Source organism: Massilia sp. 9096 (genome assembly GCF_000745265.1).
GTDB lineage: Bacteria > Pseudomonadota > Gammaproteobacteria > Burkholderiales > Burkholderiaceae_D > Telluria.
This window is the reverse complement of record NZ_JQNN01000001.1, coordinates 3,324,335-3,341,740: the sequence shown is the minus strand read 5'-3', so window position 1 is coordinate 3,341,740 and position 17,406 is coordinate 3,324,335. Positions and strand designations below refer to the sequence as shown.

The 17,406-nt window shown below is 67.6% G+C and carries 13 protein-coding genes and 1 pseudogene; 13 read left to right on the top strand and 1 reads right to left on the bottom strand.

What is annotated here, in order from left to right; translation table 11 throughout:
• Positions 1-140: 140 nt before the first annotated feature.
• The 13 genes and pseudogenes from FA90_RS14345 (at position 141) to FA90_RS14285 (ending at position 16,136) form a co-directional block, all read left to right on the top strand.
• Complete coding sequence (locus tag FA90_RS14345; protein ID WP_197065304.1) at positions 141-515, top strand: response regulator; 375 nt, start codon at positions 141-143, stop codon at positions 513-515.
• Positions 515-1,687, top strand: a complete 1,173-nt coding sequence (locus FA90_RS14340) for a hypothetical protein (RefSeq protein ID WP_051971798.1) — start codon at positions 515-517, stop codon at positions 1,685-1,687. Before FA90_RS14345 ends, FA90_RS14340 begins: the two co-directional genes overlap by 1 nt.
• Positions 1,688-1,787: 100 nt before the next feature.
• Positions 1,788-3,614, top strand: a complete 1,827-nt coding sequence (locus tag FA90_RS14335; protein WP_036169772.1) for a DEAD/DEAH box helicase — start codon at positions 1,788-1,790, stop codon at positions 3,612-3,614.
• 175 nt (positions 3,615-3,789) lie between these two features.
• Positions 3,790-5,136 (top strand): MFS transporter, encoded by a 1,347-nt coding sequence (locus FA90_RS14330; protein WP_036169770.1) that lies wholly within the window; start codon positions 3,790-3,792, stop codon positions 5,134-5,136.
• 84 nt (positions 5,137-5,220) lie between these two features.
• Positions 5,221-6,852 (top strand): alpha-D-glucose phosphate-specific phosphoglucomutase, encoded by a 1,632-nt coding sequence (locus FA90_RS14325; protein WP_036169768.1) that lies wholly within the window; start codon positions 5,221-5,223, stop codon positions 6,850-6,852.
• 28 nt (positions 6,853-6,880) lie between these two features.
• Entirely contained in the window at positions 6,881-8,593 is a 1,713-nt protein-coding gene (locus tag FA90_RS14320) for an alpha-amylase family glycosyl hydrolase (RefSeq protein WP_036169766.1), read from the top strand.
• Positions 8,594-8,689: 96 nt separating this feature from the next.
• The gene (locus tag FA90_RS14315; protein ID WP_036169764.1) at positions 8,690-9,103 is read left to right on the top strand and encodes a hypothetical protein; all 414 of its coding nucleotides are present in this window, start codon (positions 8,690-8,692) and stop codon (positions 9,101-9,103) included.
• Positions 9,104-9,219: 116 nt separating this feature from the next.
• Positions 9,220-11,148, top strand: a complete 1,929-nt coding sequence (locus tag FA90_RS25055) for an ATP-binding protein (RefSeq protein ID WP_197065303.1) — start codon at positions 9,220-9,222, stop codon at positions 11,146-11,148.
• A 34-nt stretch (positions 11,149-11,182) separates the two neighbouring features.
• The gene (locus tag FA90_RS14305; RefSeq protein WP_051971796.1) at positions 11,183-12,232 is read left to right on the top strand and encodes an alpha/beta fold hydrolase; all 1,050 of its coding nucleotides are present in this window, start codon (positions 11,183-11,185) and stop codon (positions 12,230-12,232) included.
• Positions 12,233-12,250: 18 nt separating this feature from the next.
• Positions 12,251-12,742, top strand: a pseudogene (locus tag FA90_RS27315) (arsinothricin resistance N-acetyltransferase ArsN1 family B); the annotation flags it as partial.
• 6 nt (positions 12,743-12,748) lie between these two features.
• A complete protein-coding gene (locus FA90_RS25750; protein WP_051972187.1) occupies positions 12,749-13,288 on the top strand; it encodes a GNAT family N-acetyltransferase in 540 nt (179 codons plus the stop codon).
• Between the two features lie 79 nt (positions 13,289-13,367).
• A complete protein-coding gene (locus tag FA90_RS14290) occupies positions 13,368-15,251 on the top strand; it encodes a glucokinase (RefSeq protein ID WP_036169762.1) in 1,884 nt (627 codons plus the stop codon).
• Between the two features lie 21 nt (positions 15,252-15,272).
• A complete protein-coding gene (locus tag FA90_RS14285) occupies positions 15,273-16,136 on the top strand; it encodes a DMT family transporter (RefSeq protein WP_036169760.1) in 864 nt (287 codons plus the stop codon).
• Between the two features lie 60 nt (positions 16,137-16,196).
• Here FA90_RS14285 and FA90_RS14280 read toward each other — a convergent pair whose 3' ends face one another.
• Positions 16,197-17,222 (bottom strand): acyl-CoA dehydrogenase family protein, encoded by a 1,026-nt coding sequence (locus FA90_RS14280; RefSeq protein WP_081933858.1) that lies wholly within the window; start codon positions 17,220-17,222, stop codon positions 16,197-16,199.
• Between the last annotated feature and the right edge of the window lie 184 nt (positions 17,223-17,406).

Here is a 17,406-nt window from a genome sequence, read left to right as displayed (position 1 = left end):
AGTGCGACCAAACTCGTGATGCAGCGGAGCGAGGAAACCGCCAGTGTTGTCTGATTGCACAAACTTTTTGATTTTGAACACGGCGATGAGCCGCTTCATTGCGAGCTGGTGTAGGATAAGTTATGGCAGCTACATCTCACTTGCTGATCGTTGACGACGAGTTGGATTTTCTCGAAAGCGTCGCCTGCCTGCTCGAAATCGAAGGCTTCAAGGTTTCAACACATGACGACCCGCGCTCGGCCGTCGCCGCCGTATGTGATGGGTTCGCTCCCGATCTGGTCATGCTCGACTTTCGCATGCCGGGCTTGAACGGCGCCCAGGCTCTCAAGCATATGCGAGCATGCGGGCTGAAGGCGCCCGCGGTCCTGGTGTCGGCCATGGCGAACCTGGCCGCCGAATCGGCTGCAGCGGGCTTCGACGATGCGCTGTCCAAGCCATTTGCGATCGACGAGATGGTCAACATGCTGCGGCGCCTGCTGTCAGGCGCGCGTGCATCGGACGCGGGAATGGCCTGATGAACTTCCTGTCCAACGTCAGGCATCCCGACGTAGCCCAGGTGCGCGCCGCGTGGGAACGCTACGTACGGCATGAAGACCTGGCGCCGGACACGCTGCGGCCCTACGTGCTGAGAGCATGGGAGCGCGCACGCGCCAGCGGGTGCAATCCTCGCCTCGGCCGCGCCGACTTGCTGGGAGAGCGCGAAACACAGCAGCTGCTCGCACAACGCCATGAGGTCATCGCGGCAACAGCGCCCTTTCTCGGCGCCTTATCCAGAGCGGCAGGCGCCAGTCGGCACGCGGCGATGCTGGCGGACCCCGACGGCCGGCTGCTTCGTCTGGTCGGCGATGCCGAGACGATGGCCGATGAGAATTTCCCGCGACCGGGCTCCCTGCTGGACGAGGCGCATGCGGGCGCCAACGGCGTCGGCACCTCCATCGCCGAGAACGGTTATGTGGAACTGGTCGGCCCCGAACATTTCATCGAGGGCTTCCACGCCTTCACCTGCCAGGGTGTGCCCATCATCGGGCCGCAAGGTCCGGTGGGCGTGCTGAGCATGTCGGTACGGACCCTGGCCACGGCCGACCGTGTGCGTGACATCCTGTTCTGCGCCACGGAAGCGGTGGAATGCGATTTGCTGGCCAAGTGCCTGTCCAGCACCAGCGGTGAGGACATGGAGCACATCCTGGAACGCCTGCGCCAAGATATGGTGCAACGCCTGACGACCGCGCGCCTCCGGATGGAGCTCGCGGCGCGCCGGATTGCCGCCGGCGCCGACGTAAGCGCCATGGTGCAGACTTCCAGGGCGATGAGCGGGCAGTTCGCTCGGCAGGCCCAGACCTGGCGTGTGCTGGCGCTCGAGCGCACTGGTCCCGCCCAGCCCGAGTCGATGGAGCTTGCGGACATCGTGCAGGACTTGCTGGAATTGCTCGCCACCGAAGCGCGGGTGGTGGGGGTGCGGTTCGAGTGGGCTGCCGCCGAACGCGTCAGGGTACTGGACGATCGTCAGGTACTGACCCGACGCCTGCTCGGCGGCTTCCTGTCGGCCCTGCAGAAAGCTGCGTCCGGCTCCACGCTGCTCATCGACGTCGGGCCTGCTGCGGGCAGCGGACGCACCGCGCTCAGGGAACGCTTCGAAGATGGGCGCGTGCGCCAGGGACCGGTCGTCGAATCCTTGCGAGCAGCCTGAATCCGCCCAGGCGCGAAATAATCCGGGCGGGTTGCCTCCGACCGAGTAAACTATCGGTTTGCTTTCGCTTAGTTTCCGATTCTTTACGAGATTTTCTGCCATGCTTGAAACCCCTCTCCTGACGTTCGCCGACCTCGACATCCCCGCGCCCATCCTCAAGGCGCTCAAGGACGTCGGCTACGAGACCCCATCGCCCATTCAAGCGGCGACCATTCCGCTGCTGATGGAGGGCCGCGACGTGCTGGGGCAGGCGCAGACCGGCACCGGCAAGACCGCCGCGTTCGCGCTGCCGGTGCTGTCGCGTATCGATCCGAAGAACCCGTCGGTGCAGGCGCTGGTGCTGGCGCCGACGCGCGAGCTGGCCATCCAGGTGGCCGAGGCGTTCCAGAGCTACGCCGCGCACATCAAGAACTTCCACGTGCTGCCGATCTACGGCGGCCAGGCCTACGGTCCGCAGCTGTCGGCCTTGCGCCGCGGCGTGCAGGTCGTGGTCGGCACCCCGGGCCGCGTGATCGACCACATCGAAAAGGGCTCGCTCGACCTGTCGCAGCTGCAGACCCTGGTGCTGGACGAGGCCGACGAGATGCTGCGCATGGGCTTCATCGACGACGTCGAGCGCATCCTGCAGGAGACCCCGGAGTCGCGCCAGACCGCGCTGTTCTCGGCCACCATGCCGCCGGCCATCAAGCGCATCGCCAACACCTACCTGCGCGAGCCGAAGGAAGTCACGGTCGCGGCCAAGACCACCACCGCCGCCAACATCACCCAGCGCTACTGGCTGGTGGCCGGCCTGCAGAAGCTCGAGGCGCTGACCCGCATCCTGGAAGCCGAGCCGTTCGACGGCATGATCATCTTCGCGCGCACCAAGCTCGGCACCGAGGAGCTGGCGGCCAAGCTGCAGGCGCGCGGCTTCGCGGCCGCGGCCATCAACGGCGACCTGGCCCAGCAGCAGCGCGAGCGCACCATCGAGCAGCTCAAGAACGGCAAGATCGACATCCTGGTCGCCACCGACGTCGCCGCGCGCGGCCTGGACGTCGAGCGCATCAGCCACGTGATCAACTACGACGTGCCGTCCGACCCGGAAAGCTACACCCACCGCATCGGCCGTACCGGCCGCGCAGGACGTAGCGGCGACGCGATCCTGTTCGTCACCCCGCGCGAGCGCGGCCTGCTCAAGGCCATCGAGCGCGCCACGCGCCAGCCGGTCGCCCAGCTGACGCTGCCGACCATCAAGGCGGTCAACGACGTGCGCATCGCCAGGTTCAAGGACCAGATCGGCGAGGCGCTGGCGGCCGGCGGCCTGGAGATCTTCCGCCAGCTGATCGAAGACTACGAGCGCGAACAGAACGTGCCGGCGATCGACATCGCCGCGGCGCTGGCCAAGCTCAATCGCGGCGACGAGCCGCTGCTGCTCGAAAAGCCGGACCGCGAGCCGAAACCGGAATCGCGCAGCGAATGGCGCGAAGACCGCCCAAGCCGCGAAGAGCGGCCGTCGCGCGCGCGCGAAGGCTTCGGCGAAGCGCGTTCGGGTGAGTCGCGTTTCAATGACGAGCGTCCGCCGCGTCCAGCGCGCGAACCCTTCAAGAAGGAACGCGTCGAGCGCGCGCCGGAAACCGGCATGGCGACCTACCGCATCGACGTCGGCTACGCCAACGGCGCCAAGCCGGGCAACATCGTCGGCGCGATCGCCAACGAAGGCGGCATCGCCGCGCGCGACATCGGCCGCATCGAGATCTACGACGACTACTCGACGCTCGACATGCCGGCCGACCTGCCGCAGGACCTGCTGAACCACCTGCAGAAGGTGTGGGTCGCCGGCCGCCAGCTGAACATCACGCGTGATGGCGAAGAGCCGATCAAGGCGGCGCCGAAGAAGAAGTTCGGCGACAAGAAGCTCGGCGACAAGAAGCCGTACCGCAAGTCGTAAACATGGACACAGTGGCCGCTGCCTGTGCATCGGCCACTGTGTTTGCCGATGTTGTTTGACTACATCCATCTGTGTTCCGCCCAGGTGTTGTCTGGATTGACACTCGACAGTCCCCATGTTACTTTGCTACATCGAGGTAGTCCGGCACCAGTCCGGGCACCGTTAGGGGACACAGATGGAAATGCAAACTCACACGCTCAAGCCGCGCCTGTCGTTCTGGCAGCTGTGGAACATGAGCTTCGGCTTCTTCGGCATCCAGTTCGGCTTCGCGCTGCAGAACGCCAATACCAGCCGGATCTTCGCCACCCTCGGCGCCGGCCTGGAAGACTTGTCCGTGTTCTGGCTGGCGGCGCCCGTCACCGGCTTGCTGGTCCAGCCGATCATCGGCTACCTGAGCGACAACACCTGGCACCCGAAATGGGGTCGCCGCCGTCCCTTCTTCTTCACCGGCGCCGTGCTGGCCGCGCTCGGTCTGTTCCTGATGCCCAATTCGAGCGCGGTGTGGATGGCGGTGGCCGTGCTGTGGCTGCTGGACGCGTCGATCAACATCTCGATGGAGCCGTTCCGCGCTTTCGTCGGCGACAAGCTCGACCCCTCGCAGCAGACCGCCGGCTACGCGATGCAGACCTTCTTCATCGGCTGTGGCGGCGTGATCGCCTCGCTGCTGCCGATGTTCTTCACCGACGTGCTGCACGTCTCGAACGTGCCGGTGAACGGCGCGATCCCGGATTCGGTGCGCTACTCGTTCTACATCGGCGGCGCGATCTTCCTGGCCGCGGTCAGCTGGACCGTGCTTACCGCCAGTGAACTGCCGCCGGCCGACCTCGAACGCTTCCACGCCCAGCGCAAGGAAGCGGGCGGCTTCGGCACCGCGGCGCGCGAGATCATCGGCGGCTTCGGCCACATGCCCAGGACCATGGTGCAGCTGGCGGTCGTGCAGTTCTTCACCTGGATCGGGCTGTTCGCGCTGTGGATCTACACCGTTCCTGCGGTCGCCGACAATGTCTACGGCACGCTCGACCCACAGACCACCGTCTACCAGGAAGCCGCCAACCAGGTCGGCCTGATGTTCGCGGTGTACGGCGGCATCTCGGCGCTGGCCGCCTTCATCCTGCCGGTGCTGGCGCGTGCGACCAGCCGCAAGCTGTGTCACACGGTGTGCCTGGCCATCGGCGGCGTGTCGCTGGCCAGCCTGTTCTTCGTGCACGATAAAAGCATGCTGATGGTGCCGATGATCGGCGTCGGCATCGCCTGGGCCAGCATCTTGACCATGCCGTATGCGATCCTGGCCGGCGCGCTGCCCGCCAACCGCATGGGCTACTACATGGGCCTGTTCAACTTCTTCGTCGTGATCCCGCAGATCCTCAGCGGCGCGCTGCTGGGCTTCTTCACCAAGCAGCTGTTCGGCGGCCATGCGGTGATGACGCTGGTGCTGGGCGGCGTGTGCATGCTGGTCGCCGCGGTCATGACGCTGTTCGTGACCGACAAGGCCGAAGTCAATACGGCGCACCAGGCATCTTAAACAAGCGACATCATTTCGGCGCCTGTCGTATCGTAATGCTTTGATAACAATCCCAAGCATCAACGATACGATACAGGAGCCAGCATGACGATCCAGACCATTGCGACCACGCCCTTCGCCGGGCAGCGCCCCGGCACTTCGGGCCTGCGCAAGAAGGTGACCGAGTTCCAGCAACCCGGCTATCTCGAAAACTTCGTCGAGGCGATTTTCCTGACGCTGGGCGACTGCGGCGGACGCACCCTGGTGCTCGGCGGCGACGGCCGCTTCTTCAACCGCGAGGCGGTGCAGATCATCCTGCGCATGGCTGCCGCCCACGGCGTGGCCAAGGTGCTGGTCGGCCGCGGCGGCATCCTGTCGACGCCGGCAGTGTCGTGCGTGATCCGCAAGTATTCCGCTTTCGGCGGCATCGTGCTGTCGGCCAGCCACAACCCGGGCGGCCCGGACGGCGACTTCGGCATCAAGTACAACATCGACAACGGCGGCCCGGCGCCGGAAAAGATCACCGAGGCGATCTTCGCGCACACGCAAACGGTCAGCGAATACCGCATCAGCGACGCCGGCCCGGTCGATCTCGACCAGCTCGGCAGCGTGCGCATCGAAGAGATGGAAGTCGAAGTGATCGACTCGGTCGCCGACTACGCCGAGATGATGTCGCGCCTGTTCGACTTCGACGCGATCCGCGCGCTCTTTCAACGCGGCTTCACCATGCGCTTCGACGGCATGAGCGCGGTTTCGGGCCCGTACGCCAAGGCGATCATCGAAGGCATGCTCGGCGCGCCGGCCGGCACCGTGATCAATTTCGAACCGCTCGAGGACTTCGGCGGCCACCACCCGGACCCGAACCCGGTCAATGCCGCCGCACTGGTTGCCCTGATGAACGGCGCCGACGCCCCGGAATTCGGCGCGGCCTCGGACGGCGACGGCGACCGCAACATGATCGTCGGGCGGTCCCTGGCGGTGTCGCCTTCGGATTCGCTGGCCATCATCGCCGCCAACGCCACGCTGGCACCGGGCTACCGCGACGGCATCAAAGGGATCGCGCGCTCGATGCCGACCTCGCAGGCGGCCGACCGCGTCGCGCAAGCGCTGGGCATCTCGTGTTTCGAGACCCCGACCGGCTGGAAGTACTTCGGCAACCTGCTCGACGCCAACCTGGCCACGCTGTGCGGCGAGGAGAGCTACGGCACCGGCTCGAACCACATCCGCGAGAAGGACGGCGTGTGGGCCGTGCTGTTCTGGCTGAACCTGGTCGCCGCCACCGGCAAGTCGGTCAACCAGCTGGTGGAGGAGCACTGGGCCCGTTTCGGCCGCAATTACTATTCGCGCCACGATTACGAAGCCGTCGATGCGGCCGCCGCCGAGAGCATGATGACCGACCTGCGCGCGCGCCTGGCCAGCCTGGCGGGGCAGACGTTCGGCGACTACCGCGTGTCGCAGGCCGACGACTTCGAGTACACCGACCCGGTCGACGGCTCGGTCTCGAAGCGCCAGGGCATCCGCATCATCATGCTGGATGGCTCGCGCATCGTGATGCGCCTGTCCGGCACCGGCACCGAAGGCGCGACCGTGCGCCTCTACCTCGAGCGCTACGAAGCCGACGCCGCGCGCCACGCCCTCGACACGCAGGAAGCGCTCAAGCCGCTGATCGACATCGCCGAGCAGGTCTCGCAGCTCAAGCAGCGCACCGGCCGCCAGCAGCCGAGCGTAGTCACGTAAGCCATTGTCATCCACCACAGGACCCTGAATGAAAGTATCCGCCCTCGCCATCTCCCTGATGCTCGCCTTCGGTTCGGCCTCGAGCGCATCCGCGGACGCGCCCGCGCCCGCCGGCGCGCGCGCGAAGCCGTTCACCTGGGAGAACGCGACCGTCTATTTCCTGCTGACCGACCGCTTCGACAACGCCGACCCGGCCAACGACCATGCGTATGGCCGCATGGCCGATGCGGCGGTCGGGCGCGGGTTCATGGGCGGCGACCTGGCCGGTGTGACGGCCAAGGTCAAGGCGGGCTATTTCACGGACCTGGGCGTGGATGCGATCTGGATCACCCCGCCGGTCGAGCAGATCCACGGCTACACCGACGAAGGCACCGGCAAGACCTATGCCTTCCACGGCTACTGGGCCAGGGATTTCACTGCGATGGACGCCAACCTCGGCAGCGAGCGGGACCTGCACGACCTGGTCGATGCCGCGCACGCGCGCGGGATCCGCGTACTGCTCGACGTGGTGGTCAACCATACCGGCCCGGTCACCGCCCAAGACCCGGTGTGGCCGGCCGACTGGGTGCGGACCGGCCCGACCTGCACCTTCAAGGACATGCGCACCACCACCAGCTGCACGCTGGTGAAGAACCTGCCCGACATCCGCACCGACAGCGATGCCAGCGTCGCGCTGCCGCCGATGCTCGTTGCGAAGTGGAAGAAGGAAGGGCGCTACGAGCGCGAGGTGAAAGAGCTGGACGACTTCTTCAATCGCACCGGCTATCCGCGCGCGCCGCGCTACTACCTGATGAAGTGGCACGCCGACTGGGTGCGCAAGTACGGCATCGACGGCTTCCGCTGCGACACCGTCAAGCACACCGAACCGGGCGTGTGGAAGGACTTGAAGACGGTCGCCAGCGCCGCCTATGAAGACTGGAAGAAAACGCCGGCCGGCCAGGCTGCCATGGAGCAGATCGGCAACGTGCCGTTCTTCATGACGTCCGAGGTGTACGGCTACTCGGTCAACGGCGGACGCGAGTTCACCTACGACGGCGGGACCAAGGTCGACTACTTCGACAACGGCTTCGACAGCATGATCAACTTCAGCCTGCCGCACGATGCGCACGGCAGCTACGAAACGCTGTTCTCCACCTATTCGAACAGCCTGCGCCGGATCCAGGCGGCGCACCCGGGCGCGTCGGTGCTGAACTACCTCGACTCGCACGACGACGGCGGCCCGTTCGACGCGCTGCGCCAGCACCCGTTCGAGGAAGCCAACAAGCTGCTGCTGGCCCCGGGCCAGGTGCAGATCTACTACGGCGACGAGACCGCGCGCGTGTTGAAAGTCGAAGGCGCGCAAGGCGACGCCAACCTGCGTTCCTTCATGAACTGGGACCAGCTGGCATCCAACGCCAAGGTCGGCCGGGGTGACGCCGGCGGCGTGGCCGACGTGCGCGACTACTGGGCGCGCCTGGGGCGCTTCCGCCACGCGCACCCGGCCGTGGGCGCGGGCGCGCACCAGATGCTGGCCGCCAGCCCCTACACCTTCAAGCGCACCTACGAGAAGGGCGGCGTGAGCGACCGCGTGGTGGTCGCGCTCGACCTGCCGCAGAACCGCGCCATGCCGATTTCCGTGGCCGGCGTGTTCGGGGACGGCCAGCTTGTCCGCGACTGGTTCACCGGGAAGACCGCCACCGTCGCCGGCGGCAAGGTGCAGTTCGATACGCCGGCGCCGGTGGCGCTGATCGCGCAGGACTGACACTTTTGCGGGCAACGGGGCAGGCTGCTTCCGTTTGTATCTTCAAGCGCTTGTGCTATCTTTCCTTAAAGAAATTTATGGAAATCGAGCATATCGATGTCGAAAGTCAGATCAAGTCTGGCGCTGGCCGCGTTGGCCAGCGTATTCGCTACGTTCGCAGCGCATGCCGAGGACGTGATGAGGCCCGCGCAAGCCATGGACCATTTCGCTCGGATGGAAGCCCTCGGCGAACGCTGCGCCGAAGATGCGCCAAGTCTTCGACCCGCCATTTCCAACATGTGGACCAGCGGTTTTGACAAGGCGACCGCCAACTGGGTCGTGGAGATGCGCAAGGGGCCGGAATACGCAACCGTGCTCGCGAAAGCGCGTACCGAGTGGACGGAGGCGCCCGAGCGCCAGCGCATGCTGTCGTGCCAGGCGGCGTTCGGAACCGGCGAAGCGCAGTCGAAAGCCATCGACGCATTGAGGGAGATGGACGAAACGATGCCGCGGCGCGCCACGAATCGATAATAATCCGCCTCGCAACCGGCAAAACCAATACCGATACTGCTGAGTAAGGTACACTCTGCCTTTCGATCGTTCGGCCGCCGCCGGTCTCCTTCATGCTGGGTAAAGACAGATATTACTTGCCACGTTCCCTGAGGGACCTGGGCATCTCGACGCAGCTGACCCTCCTGCTGGCCGGACTCGTCGTCCTGATCACGCTGGTGCTGGCGGGCGTGCTCGACGTCCTGTTCACGCAGCGCGAGAAACAGGACATCGGCCAGCAGTTCGCCGAACTGGCGATCCAGGCGACCGACAAACTGGACCGCAGCCTGTTCGAGCGCTACCGCGAAGTCCAGATCCTGGCCAGCCAGCCGGGGCTGGGCAGGGCGGACACCCTGGACGACAAGCGCCGCCTGCTCGAGGACATGCAGAAGACCTACGCCTATTACGCCTGGCTCGGCCTGACCGACCGCGAGGGCAGGGTGCTGGTGTCCGCCAACCGTGTGCTGGAAGGCGTCGACGTTTCGAAACGCCCGTGGTTCGGGCGCGCGCTGCAGGGCATCCACCTGACCGACGTGCACGAAGCGGCGCTGCTCGACAAGCTGCTGCGCAAGGGACCGAACGCCAGCCAGGAACCGCTGCGCTTCATCGACGTCGCCTTTCCCTACCGCGATCCGCAGGGCCGCATCGCCGGCATGTTCGGCACCCACCTGAGCCTGGCCTGGGCCGCCGACATCGAGCGTTCGGTGATGCTGCCGCTGCTCAGGCGCAGCGGCGCCGAGACCCTGATCCTGGCGCCGGACATGCGCGTCATCATCGGCCCCAGACAGCTGGTGGGCACGCGCCTGTCCCTGCCGGACCTGGCTGCGCCCGGCGCCTACGCGAACGGCTACGCGGTCAAACGCTTCGCCGACGACAAGCGCTACCTGGTCGGCTACAGCAAGACGCAAGGCTATGGCGCTTCCCCCGGCCTGGGCTGGACGGTGATGGTGCGCCAGGACCTCGACCTGGCCTATGCGCCGGTGGTCCGGCTGCGCCACCAGGGGATGCTGGCCGGCGCCGTCATCGCCGCGCTGTTCGCGGCGCTGGCCTGGGTCCTGGCCAGGCGCGTCGCGCGCCCGCTCGGCGCGATCGCCGAATCGGCGCGGCGCATCGAGGCGATGGATACCGACCGCATCGACGCGGTGGATGCAGGCTACCGCGAGATCGGCGTGCTGCGCAGCGCGCTGCAATCGCTGATCGGCAAGCTGCAGGCCAACCAGGCCTCGCTGCGCGAAGCCGACCGCCGCAAGGACGAATTCCTGGCGACTCTCGCGCACGAGCTGCGCAACCCGCTGGCGCCGATTTCCGCCGCCGCCGACCTGCTCGGCATGGGCCGCGCCGACGACGCGCAGCAGCGCCGCCTGGGCGGCATGATCGCGCGCCAGGTCCGCCACATGACCGGCATGGTCGACGACCTGCTCGACGTCTCGCGTGTCACGCGCGGCCAGTTCACGCTGGCGCGCCAGGCGCTCGACCTGCGCGACGTCGTCGCCGAGGCGATGGAGCAGAACGCGCCGCTGGCCGCGGCCAAGCGTCATCGCATCGACACCCTGCTGGCGCCCGAGCCGGCGCTGGTGCTGGGCGACCGCAAGCGCCTGGTGCAGGTAGTGGCCAACCTGCTCGACAACGCGGTGCGCTACACGCCGGCCGATGGCCGCATCGAGCTGGCGCTGGCGGCGCGCGACAATCGCGTGCTGCTGTCGGTGCGCGACCATGGCATCGGCATGTCGTCCGACCTGATGGCGCACTTGTTCGAGCTGTTCACCCAGGAGACGCGCAAGACCGACCTCTCCGGGGGCGGGCTCGGTGTCGGGCTGGCGCTGTCCAGGCGCCTGGTCGAGCAGCACGGCGGCACGGTGACGGCCAGCAGCGCCGGCCGGGGGCAGGGTAGCGAGTTCGTGGTGTCGCTGCCGGCGCTGCCGGCCGGGGCCGATGCGGCCGTCCCGGACCCGGTGCGGACGCTGCCGGACCCGATCCGGTCGCCGGCTGAGCCGACACTCGACACGCAGCGTGGCCAGATCGGCTAGACTCGATGGCATCGTCATTTGCTGAGGAAGCACCATGCCATTCCCGATCCGCGCGACCGCATCCCTGAGTGCGTCCCTGGGCGCCGTCCTGTTGAGCCTCGCCGCCGGCGCCGCCCACGCGCAAGCGAGCGCCACCGAATCCGCCCAAGCCCCCAGCTACGGCCCCGAGCTCGAAGGCTTCGATTACCCCTACCCGGTCCAGCAGTACCGCTTCACCTCGCAAGGCGTGGCGCTGCACATGGCCTACATGGACATCAAGCCGGCGCAGCCGAACGGCCGCACCGTGGTCCTCCTGCACGGCAAGAACTTCTGCGCCGCGACCTGGAAGACCTCGATCGACGTCTTGAGCCAGGCCGGCTACCGCGTGGTCGCGCCCGACCAGATCGGCTTTTGCAAGTCGAGCAAGCCGGAGCACTATCAATACAGCTTCCAGCAGCTGGCGGCCAACACGCATGGCCTGCTGGAGTCGATCGGCGTGAAGAACGTGACCATCCTGGGCCACTCGACCGGCGGCATGCTGGCGGTGCGCTACGCGCTGGTGTATCCGGACCAGACCGAGCAGCTGGTGCTGGCCAATCCGATCGGCCTGGAAGACTGGAAGACGCTCGGCGTGCCCTCGCTGGGCGTCGACAAATGGTTCGAGCGTGAGATGGGCCAGAACGCCGACAAGATCCGCGCCTACGAAAAATCGACGTATTACGTGAACCAGTGGAAGCCGGAGTACGAGCCCTGGGTGCAGATGCTGGCCGGGATGTACCGCGGGCCGGGCAAGCGCATCGTGGCCTGGAATTCGGCGCTCCTGTACGACATGATCTACACCCAGCCGGTGGTGTACGAGCTGCCGCTCCTGAAGATGCCGACCCTGCTCCTGATCGGGACGAAGGACAACACGGCGATCGGCAAGGACGCCGCCCCGGCCGACATCAAGCCCAAGCTGGGCATCTACGCGGAACTGGGCAAGCGCGCCGCCAAGGCGATCCCGCATGCGACCCTGGTCGAGTTCGACGACATGGGCCACGCACCGCAGATGCAGGACCCGAAGCGCTTCCACGCAGCGCTGCTCAAGGGCCTGGCCGATAAATAAGCCCGCATGACCGCGACCATGACCGAGACCATCCGCTCCGCCACCGCGCTCGATGCCGGCGCCATCTGCGCCATCTACAACCATTACATCGCCACCACGACGATCAGCTTCGAGGAGGAGCCGGTCGACGCGGCGGCGATGGCGCAGCGCATCGAAGCCGTGTTCGACGCCGATCTGCCCTGGCTGGTGATCGAGGTGGACGGGAACATCGCGGGCTATGCGTATGCCACCAAATGGCGCGTGCGCTCGGCCTACCGCTATTCGGTCGAGAGCTCGATCTACATGGACGCGGCGTATGCGGGACGCGGCCTCGGGCGCCGGCTGTACGGCGCGCTGCTCGAGGACTTGCGCGCGCACGGCCGCCACATGGCCATTGGCGGCATCGCCCAGCCGAACCAGGCCAGCGTCGCGTTGCACGAAAGCCTGGGCTTTCGCAAGGTCGCGCATTTTTCGGAAGTCGGGCTGAAGTTCGGGCGCTGGGTCGACGTCGGCTATTGGGAACTGAATCTGGGGGAACTGAATCCGGGCCGCAGCGTGCGCCGGATCGATGCGCAAGAGGCCACGGCGCGCATCGAGCAGCTGGCCGACGTTCTGGTCGATTGCGTCGAAGGCGGCGCCTCGGTCAACTTCATGCTGCCGATGGCGCGCGAGACCGCGCTGCGCTTCTGGCACAAGACGATCGCCTCGCTCGAGCGCGGCGAACGCACGCTGCTGGTGGCCGAGGACGGTCACGGCATCGTCGGCACCGTCCAGCTGGTCACCGACACCCCGGACAACCAGCCGCACCGCGCCGATGTCTCCAAGCTGCTGGTGCACCGGCGCGCGCGCAATGGCGGCATCGGCCGGCGCCTGATGGAGGCGGTCGAGGACGCCGCGCGCGCGCAGGGCAGGACCGTGCTGGTGCTGGACACCGCCAACCCGGCCGCCGAGCGGCTGTACGAGCGCCTCGGCTGGCAGCGCGTCGGCGCGGTGCCCGACTTTTGCCTGATGCCGGACGGGGCAATGAGTGCGACGACCTTCTTCACGAAACGGCTGCGCAACGACGCGATGAAATAAGGGGCGCACCCCGTTTTGGTGCAATTCATTCAATGGTATCCTATTGCCATATGGGAAACCCCTCATCAGAAGAATTGCAATGACCACCGAGCACGCCACCGAACAGAAGCAAACCCGCGCCGCCTACAGCGACGGCCCTCGCCTGCTGGCCGACATCGGCGCGACCCATGCCCGCTTCGCGCTCGAGATCGCGCCCGGCGTGCAGCGCAACGTCGCCGTGCTGCTGTGCGACGACTACCCCGGCATCGTCCCGCTGCTCGAAGCCTACCTGGCGCAGATCCAGGCGCAGACCGGCGGCGTGCGCATCAGCCACGGCGCTTTCGCGCTGGCCAATCCGATCAGTGGCGACTTCATCCGCATGACCAACCGCGACTGGCAGTTCTCGACCGAGGACCTGCGCCGCACCCTCGGCCTGACCACGCTGCTGATCGTGAACGACTTCACCGCGCTGGCAATGGGCCTGCCGGGCTTCGAGCCGGGCGACCTGATGCAGGTCGGCGGCGGCAAGGCGGCGCAGAACGCAGTGTCGGGTGTTCTTGGTCCGGGCACCGGCCTGGGCGTGTCGGGCGTGATCCCGACCGTCGACGGCTTCGTCACGCTCGGCTCGGAGGGCGGCCACGTCAACTTCGCCCCGGCCGACGAGCGCGAGTTCGCGATCCTGCAGTACGCCTGGCGCGACTACCAGCACGTCTCGAACGAGCGCCTGATCTCGGGCCCCGGGATGGAGATCATCTACCGCGCGCTGGCCGGGCGTAACGGCGCCCGGTTGGACAACAAGGCGCGGGCGCGCAGCTCGGCCGAGATCATCGCCGGCGCCCTGGAAGACAAGGACCCGCTGTGCCTGGAAGTGCTGGAGTGCTTCTGCGGCATGCTGGGCGGGGCCGCGGCCAACCTGGCGGTGACGCTGGGCGCGTTCGGCGGCATCTTCATCGGCGGCGGCATCGTGCCGCGCATGGGGGAATGGTTCAAGACCTCGCCGTTCCGCGCCCGCTTCGAAGCCAAGGGGCGCTTCACCGACTACCTGGCGCAGATCCCGACCTACGTGATCATGACGCCCAACCCGGCCCTGTACGGCGTCTCGCGCATCCTGTCCGAGCACCTGCGCAACCGCAGCGGCGCCAACACGCTGATGGAGCGCGTGCAGCGCCTGCAGTCGGAGCTGTCGCCGGCCGAGCAGCGCGTCGCCACGCTGGTGATCGACCATCCGCGCAAGGTGTTGTCCGAGCCGATCGCCGAGATCGCCAAGCTGGCCGACGTCAGCCAGCCGACCGTGATCCGCTTCTGCCGCTCGCTCGGCTTTTCCGGCCTGGCCGACTTCAAATTGAAATTCGCCGGCAGCCTGACCGGCACGATTCCGGTGCGCCACAGCCAGGTGCGCATGACCGACTCGACGCACGACCTGTCGGCGAAAGTCATCGACAACACCGTCTCGGCCATTTTGAAGTTCCGCGACCAGCTCGACGTGAATTCGATCGACCGCGCGATCGAGCTGCTGCGCAAAGCCAAGCGCGTCGAGTTTTACGCGATGGGCAATTCGCGCGTGGTGGCGCTGGACGGCCAGCACAAATTCTTCCGCTTCCGCATCCCGACCGCGCTGTATGGCGACTCGCACCTGTTCGCGCTGGCCGCCGAGCTGCTCGGCCCGGGCGACGTCGTCATCGCGATCTCGACCACCGGCCAGCTGCCCGAGCTGCTGTCGGCCGTGGACACCGCGCGCGCCGCCGGCGCCGACGTCATCGCCATCACCAGCAGCAAGTCGGCGCTGGCGCGCAAGGCCAGCATCTGCCTGGCGGTCGACCACAGCGAAGACTCGACCACCTTCCTGTCGATGATCTCGCGCATCCTGCAGCTGCTGCTGATCGACATCATGGCGGTCGGCATCTCGCTCGGCGCCCAGGGCGACGCCAACGGCGACGGCGACACCGAGCGCCGGCGCATGCTGATCTCCCACCTCGACGTCTGAGAAGAAGCCGGAGAAGCCGCCATGCGCACGCGAGCGACCGTGGTCCCGAGCGTGCTGGCGATGGTGGCCTTCGCCGCCAACTCGCTGCTGTGCCGTGTCGCGCTGCGCGAAGGCCACATCGACCCGGCCAGCTTCGGCGCGATCCGCATCGCGGCCGGCGCGCTCGTGCTGGCGCTGCTGGCGTGGCTGCGGCGCGGCCCGCGTCCGCCGGCAAGCGGCGACTGGCGCGCGGGCGCGATGCTGTTCGCCTACGTCGCCGGCTTTTCCTTTGCCTACCTGACGCTGGCCGCCGGCACCGGCGCCCTGATCCTGTTCGGCGCAGTCCAGCTGACCATGTTCGCGGCGGGTTTCAAGGCCGGCGAGCGTTTCACGACGGCCGGCTGGATCGGACTGGGGCTGGCGCTGGCCGGCCTGGTGGTGCTGGTGCTGCCGGGCGTGGCCGCGCCATCGCCGCTCGGTGCCGCCTTGATGGCGCTGGCCGGCGTGGCCTGGGGCGGCTATTCGCTGCGCGGCCGCGGCGTGCCGGATCCGATCCAGGCCAGCGCCGCCAACTTCGTGCGCGCGCTGCCGCTGTCGTTGTTGCTGGCGCTGGCGTTCGCCATGCGCGCGCACGCGGACGCGCGCGGGATCGCACTGGCCGTGGTCTCCGGCGCGCTGACCTCGGGCCTGGGCTACGTGGTGTGGTACGCGGCGCTGCGCGGCCTGTCGTCGCTGCGCGCCGCCGTGATCCAGTTGTCGGTGCCGGTGCTGGCGGCCTGCGGCGGCGCGCTGTGGCTGGGCGAACCGTTCACGGCGCGCCTGGCGCTGGCGGTGGCGGCCATCCTGGGCGGCATCGCGCTGGCGCTGCGCGATCGTGGGCCCGCGCGCGAGCGCGAGCGCAGGTAGCGTCGAAGGGCCGGCTAGAACCGGCTCTCCAGCATCACCTTCAGGCGCGCGTGACCGGCCTCACAGCTTCCATGGCGCCCGGCGGTCCTCGGCCAGCAGGCGGCCCAGCGCCTCCTGGTCGCGCTCGGCATGGCTTTCGCGCATGAATACCGGCAGGTCGGCGACCAGGCGTGCGATGGCGGCGTCCTTGCACAAGGGCCCGGCGCCGAGCGCGCGCCCGACCGCGGCCAGCGTCCTGGTGGCCGCATCCTCGACGCTCAGGCGCAGCGACAGCGCAGGGTGCATGGCGTTGGCCTCGGGCGCGCCGTCGATCGCCGCGGCGGTCTCGCGCATCAGCGCCGCGCTGGCCTGCAGCGCGACCGCGACCTCGCCCAGCTGCGCCAGGCGATGCGGATCGGGCTTGTCGGCCATGCGCGCGCGCAGCTGCTCGGCCAGGTGCGAGGCCGCGCCGAACCAGCAGGCCGCCACGCCGGCGCCGCCATGCCAGAAGCCCGGACGGCTGACGTAGAAGTCGGGGCCGCCGATCGGGATCGCCGCCGCCCGTTCGAAATACACGTCGACGCTGCCGCTGCCGCGCATGCCGACCGCGTCCCAGCCGTCGTCGGTGATGCCAATGCCGTTCTGGCGCAGGTCGACCGCGGCCAGCATCGCCTCGCCGTTCACGTTCCAGCAGCTGACCAGCGCATGGGTCAGGTGGCCGGCGCCCGAACACCAGGACTTGCGGCCGCGCAGCGTGAAGCTGCCGTCGGCGTGCGTGTCCAGGCGCAGGCGCGCGTCCGGCGGCTCGGCGCACCAGGTGCCCCACAGCGCGCCTTCGGGCGGCGCATACGGCGACGCCGGTCCGGCGCCGGCTTCGTGCAGGATCGCCAGCGCGTCGGTATGGCCTTCGAACAGCTTGGCCAGCGCCAGGTCGTGGGCGCCGACCGCGGCCAGCAGCCGCCAGCGATCCAGCGTCGCGCCCTGGCCCGGCAAGGGAATGCGGTCGAGGCTGGCCTCTACGAGGCCGCGCAGGGCGGGGCCGGGCTCGAGGTCGTCGAGCGCACGCAGGTGGGCCAGCAAAGTCGTGAGAAGCGCGGATGAAGGCATGTCTATGGGTGCTTAATTTTGTGGCAAAGTTGCAGATTACCATTTTATTTGAGCATCGTTCGCGCGTTTGACTCACGCGTGCGCAGCCGTGGTTCATTGCCGGGTCGGCGTGTTCGCGCCGCGATTTCCCCGGTTCGCCCCCACCAGATCCCGCTTCGCCACAAATTGTTTGATCGGCAATCGG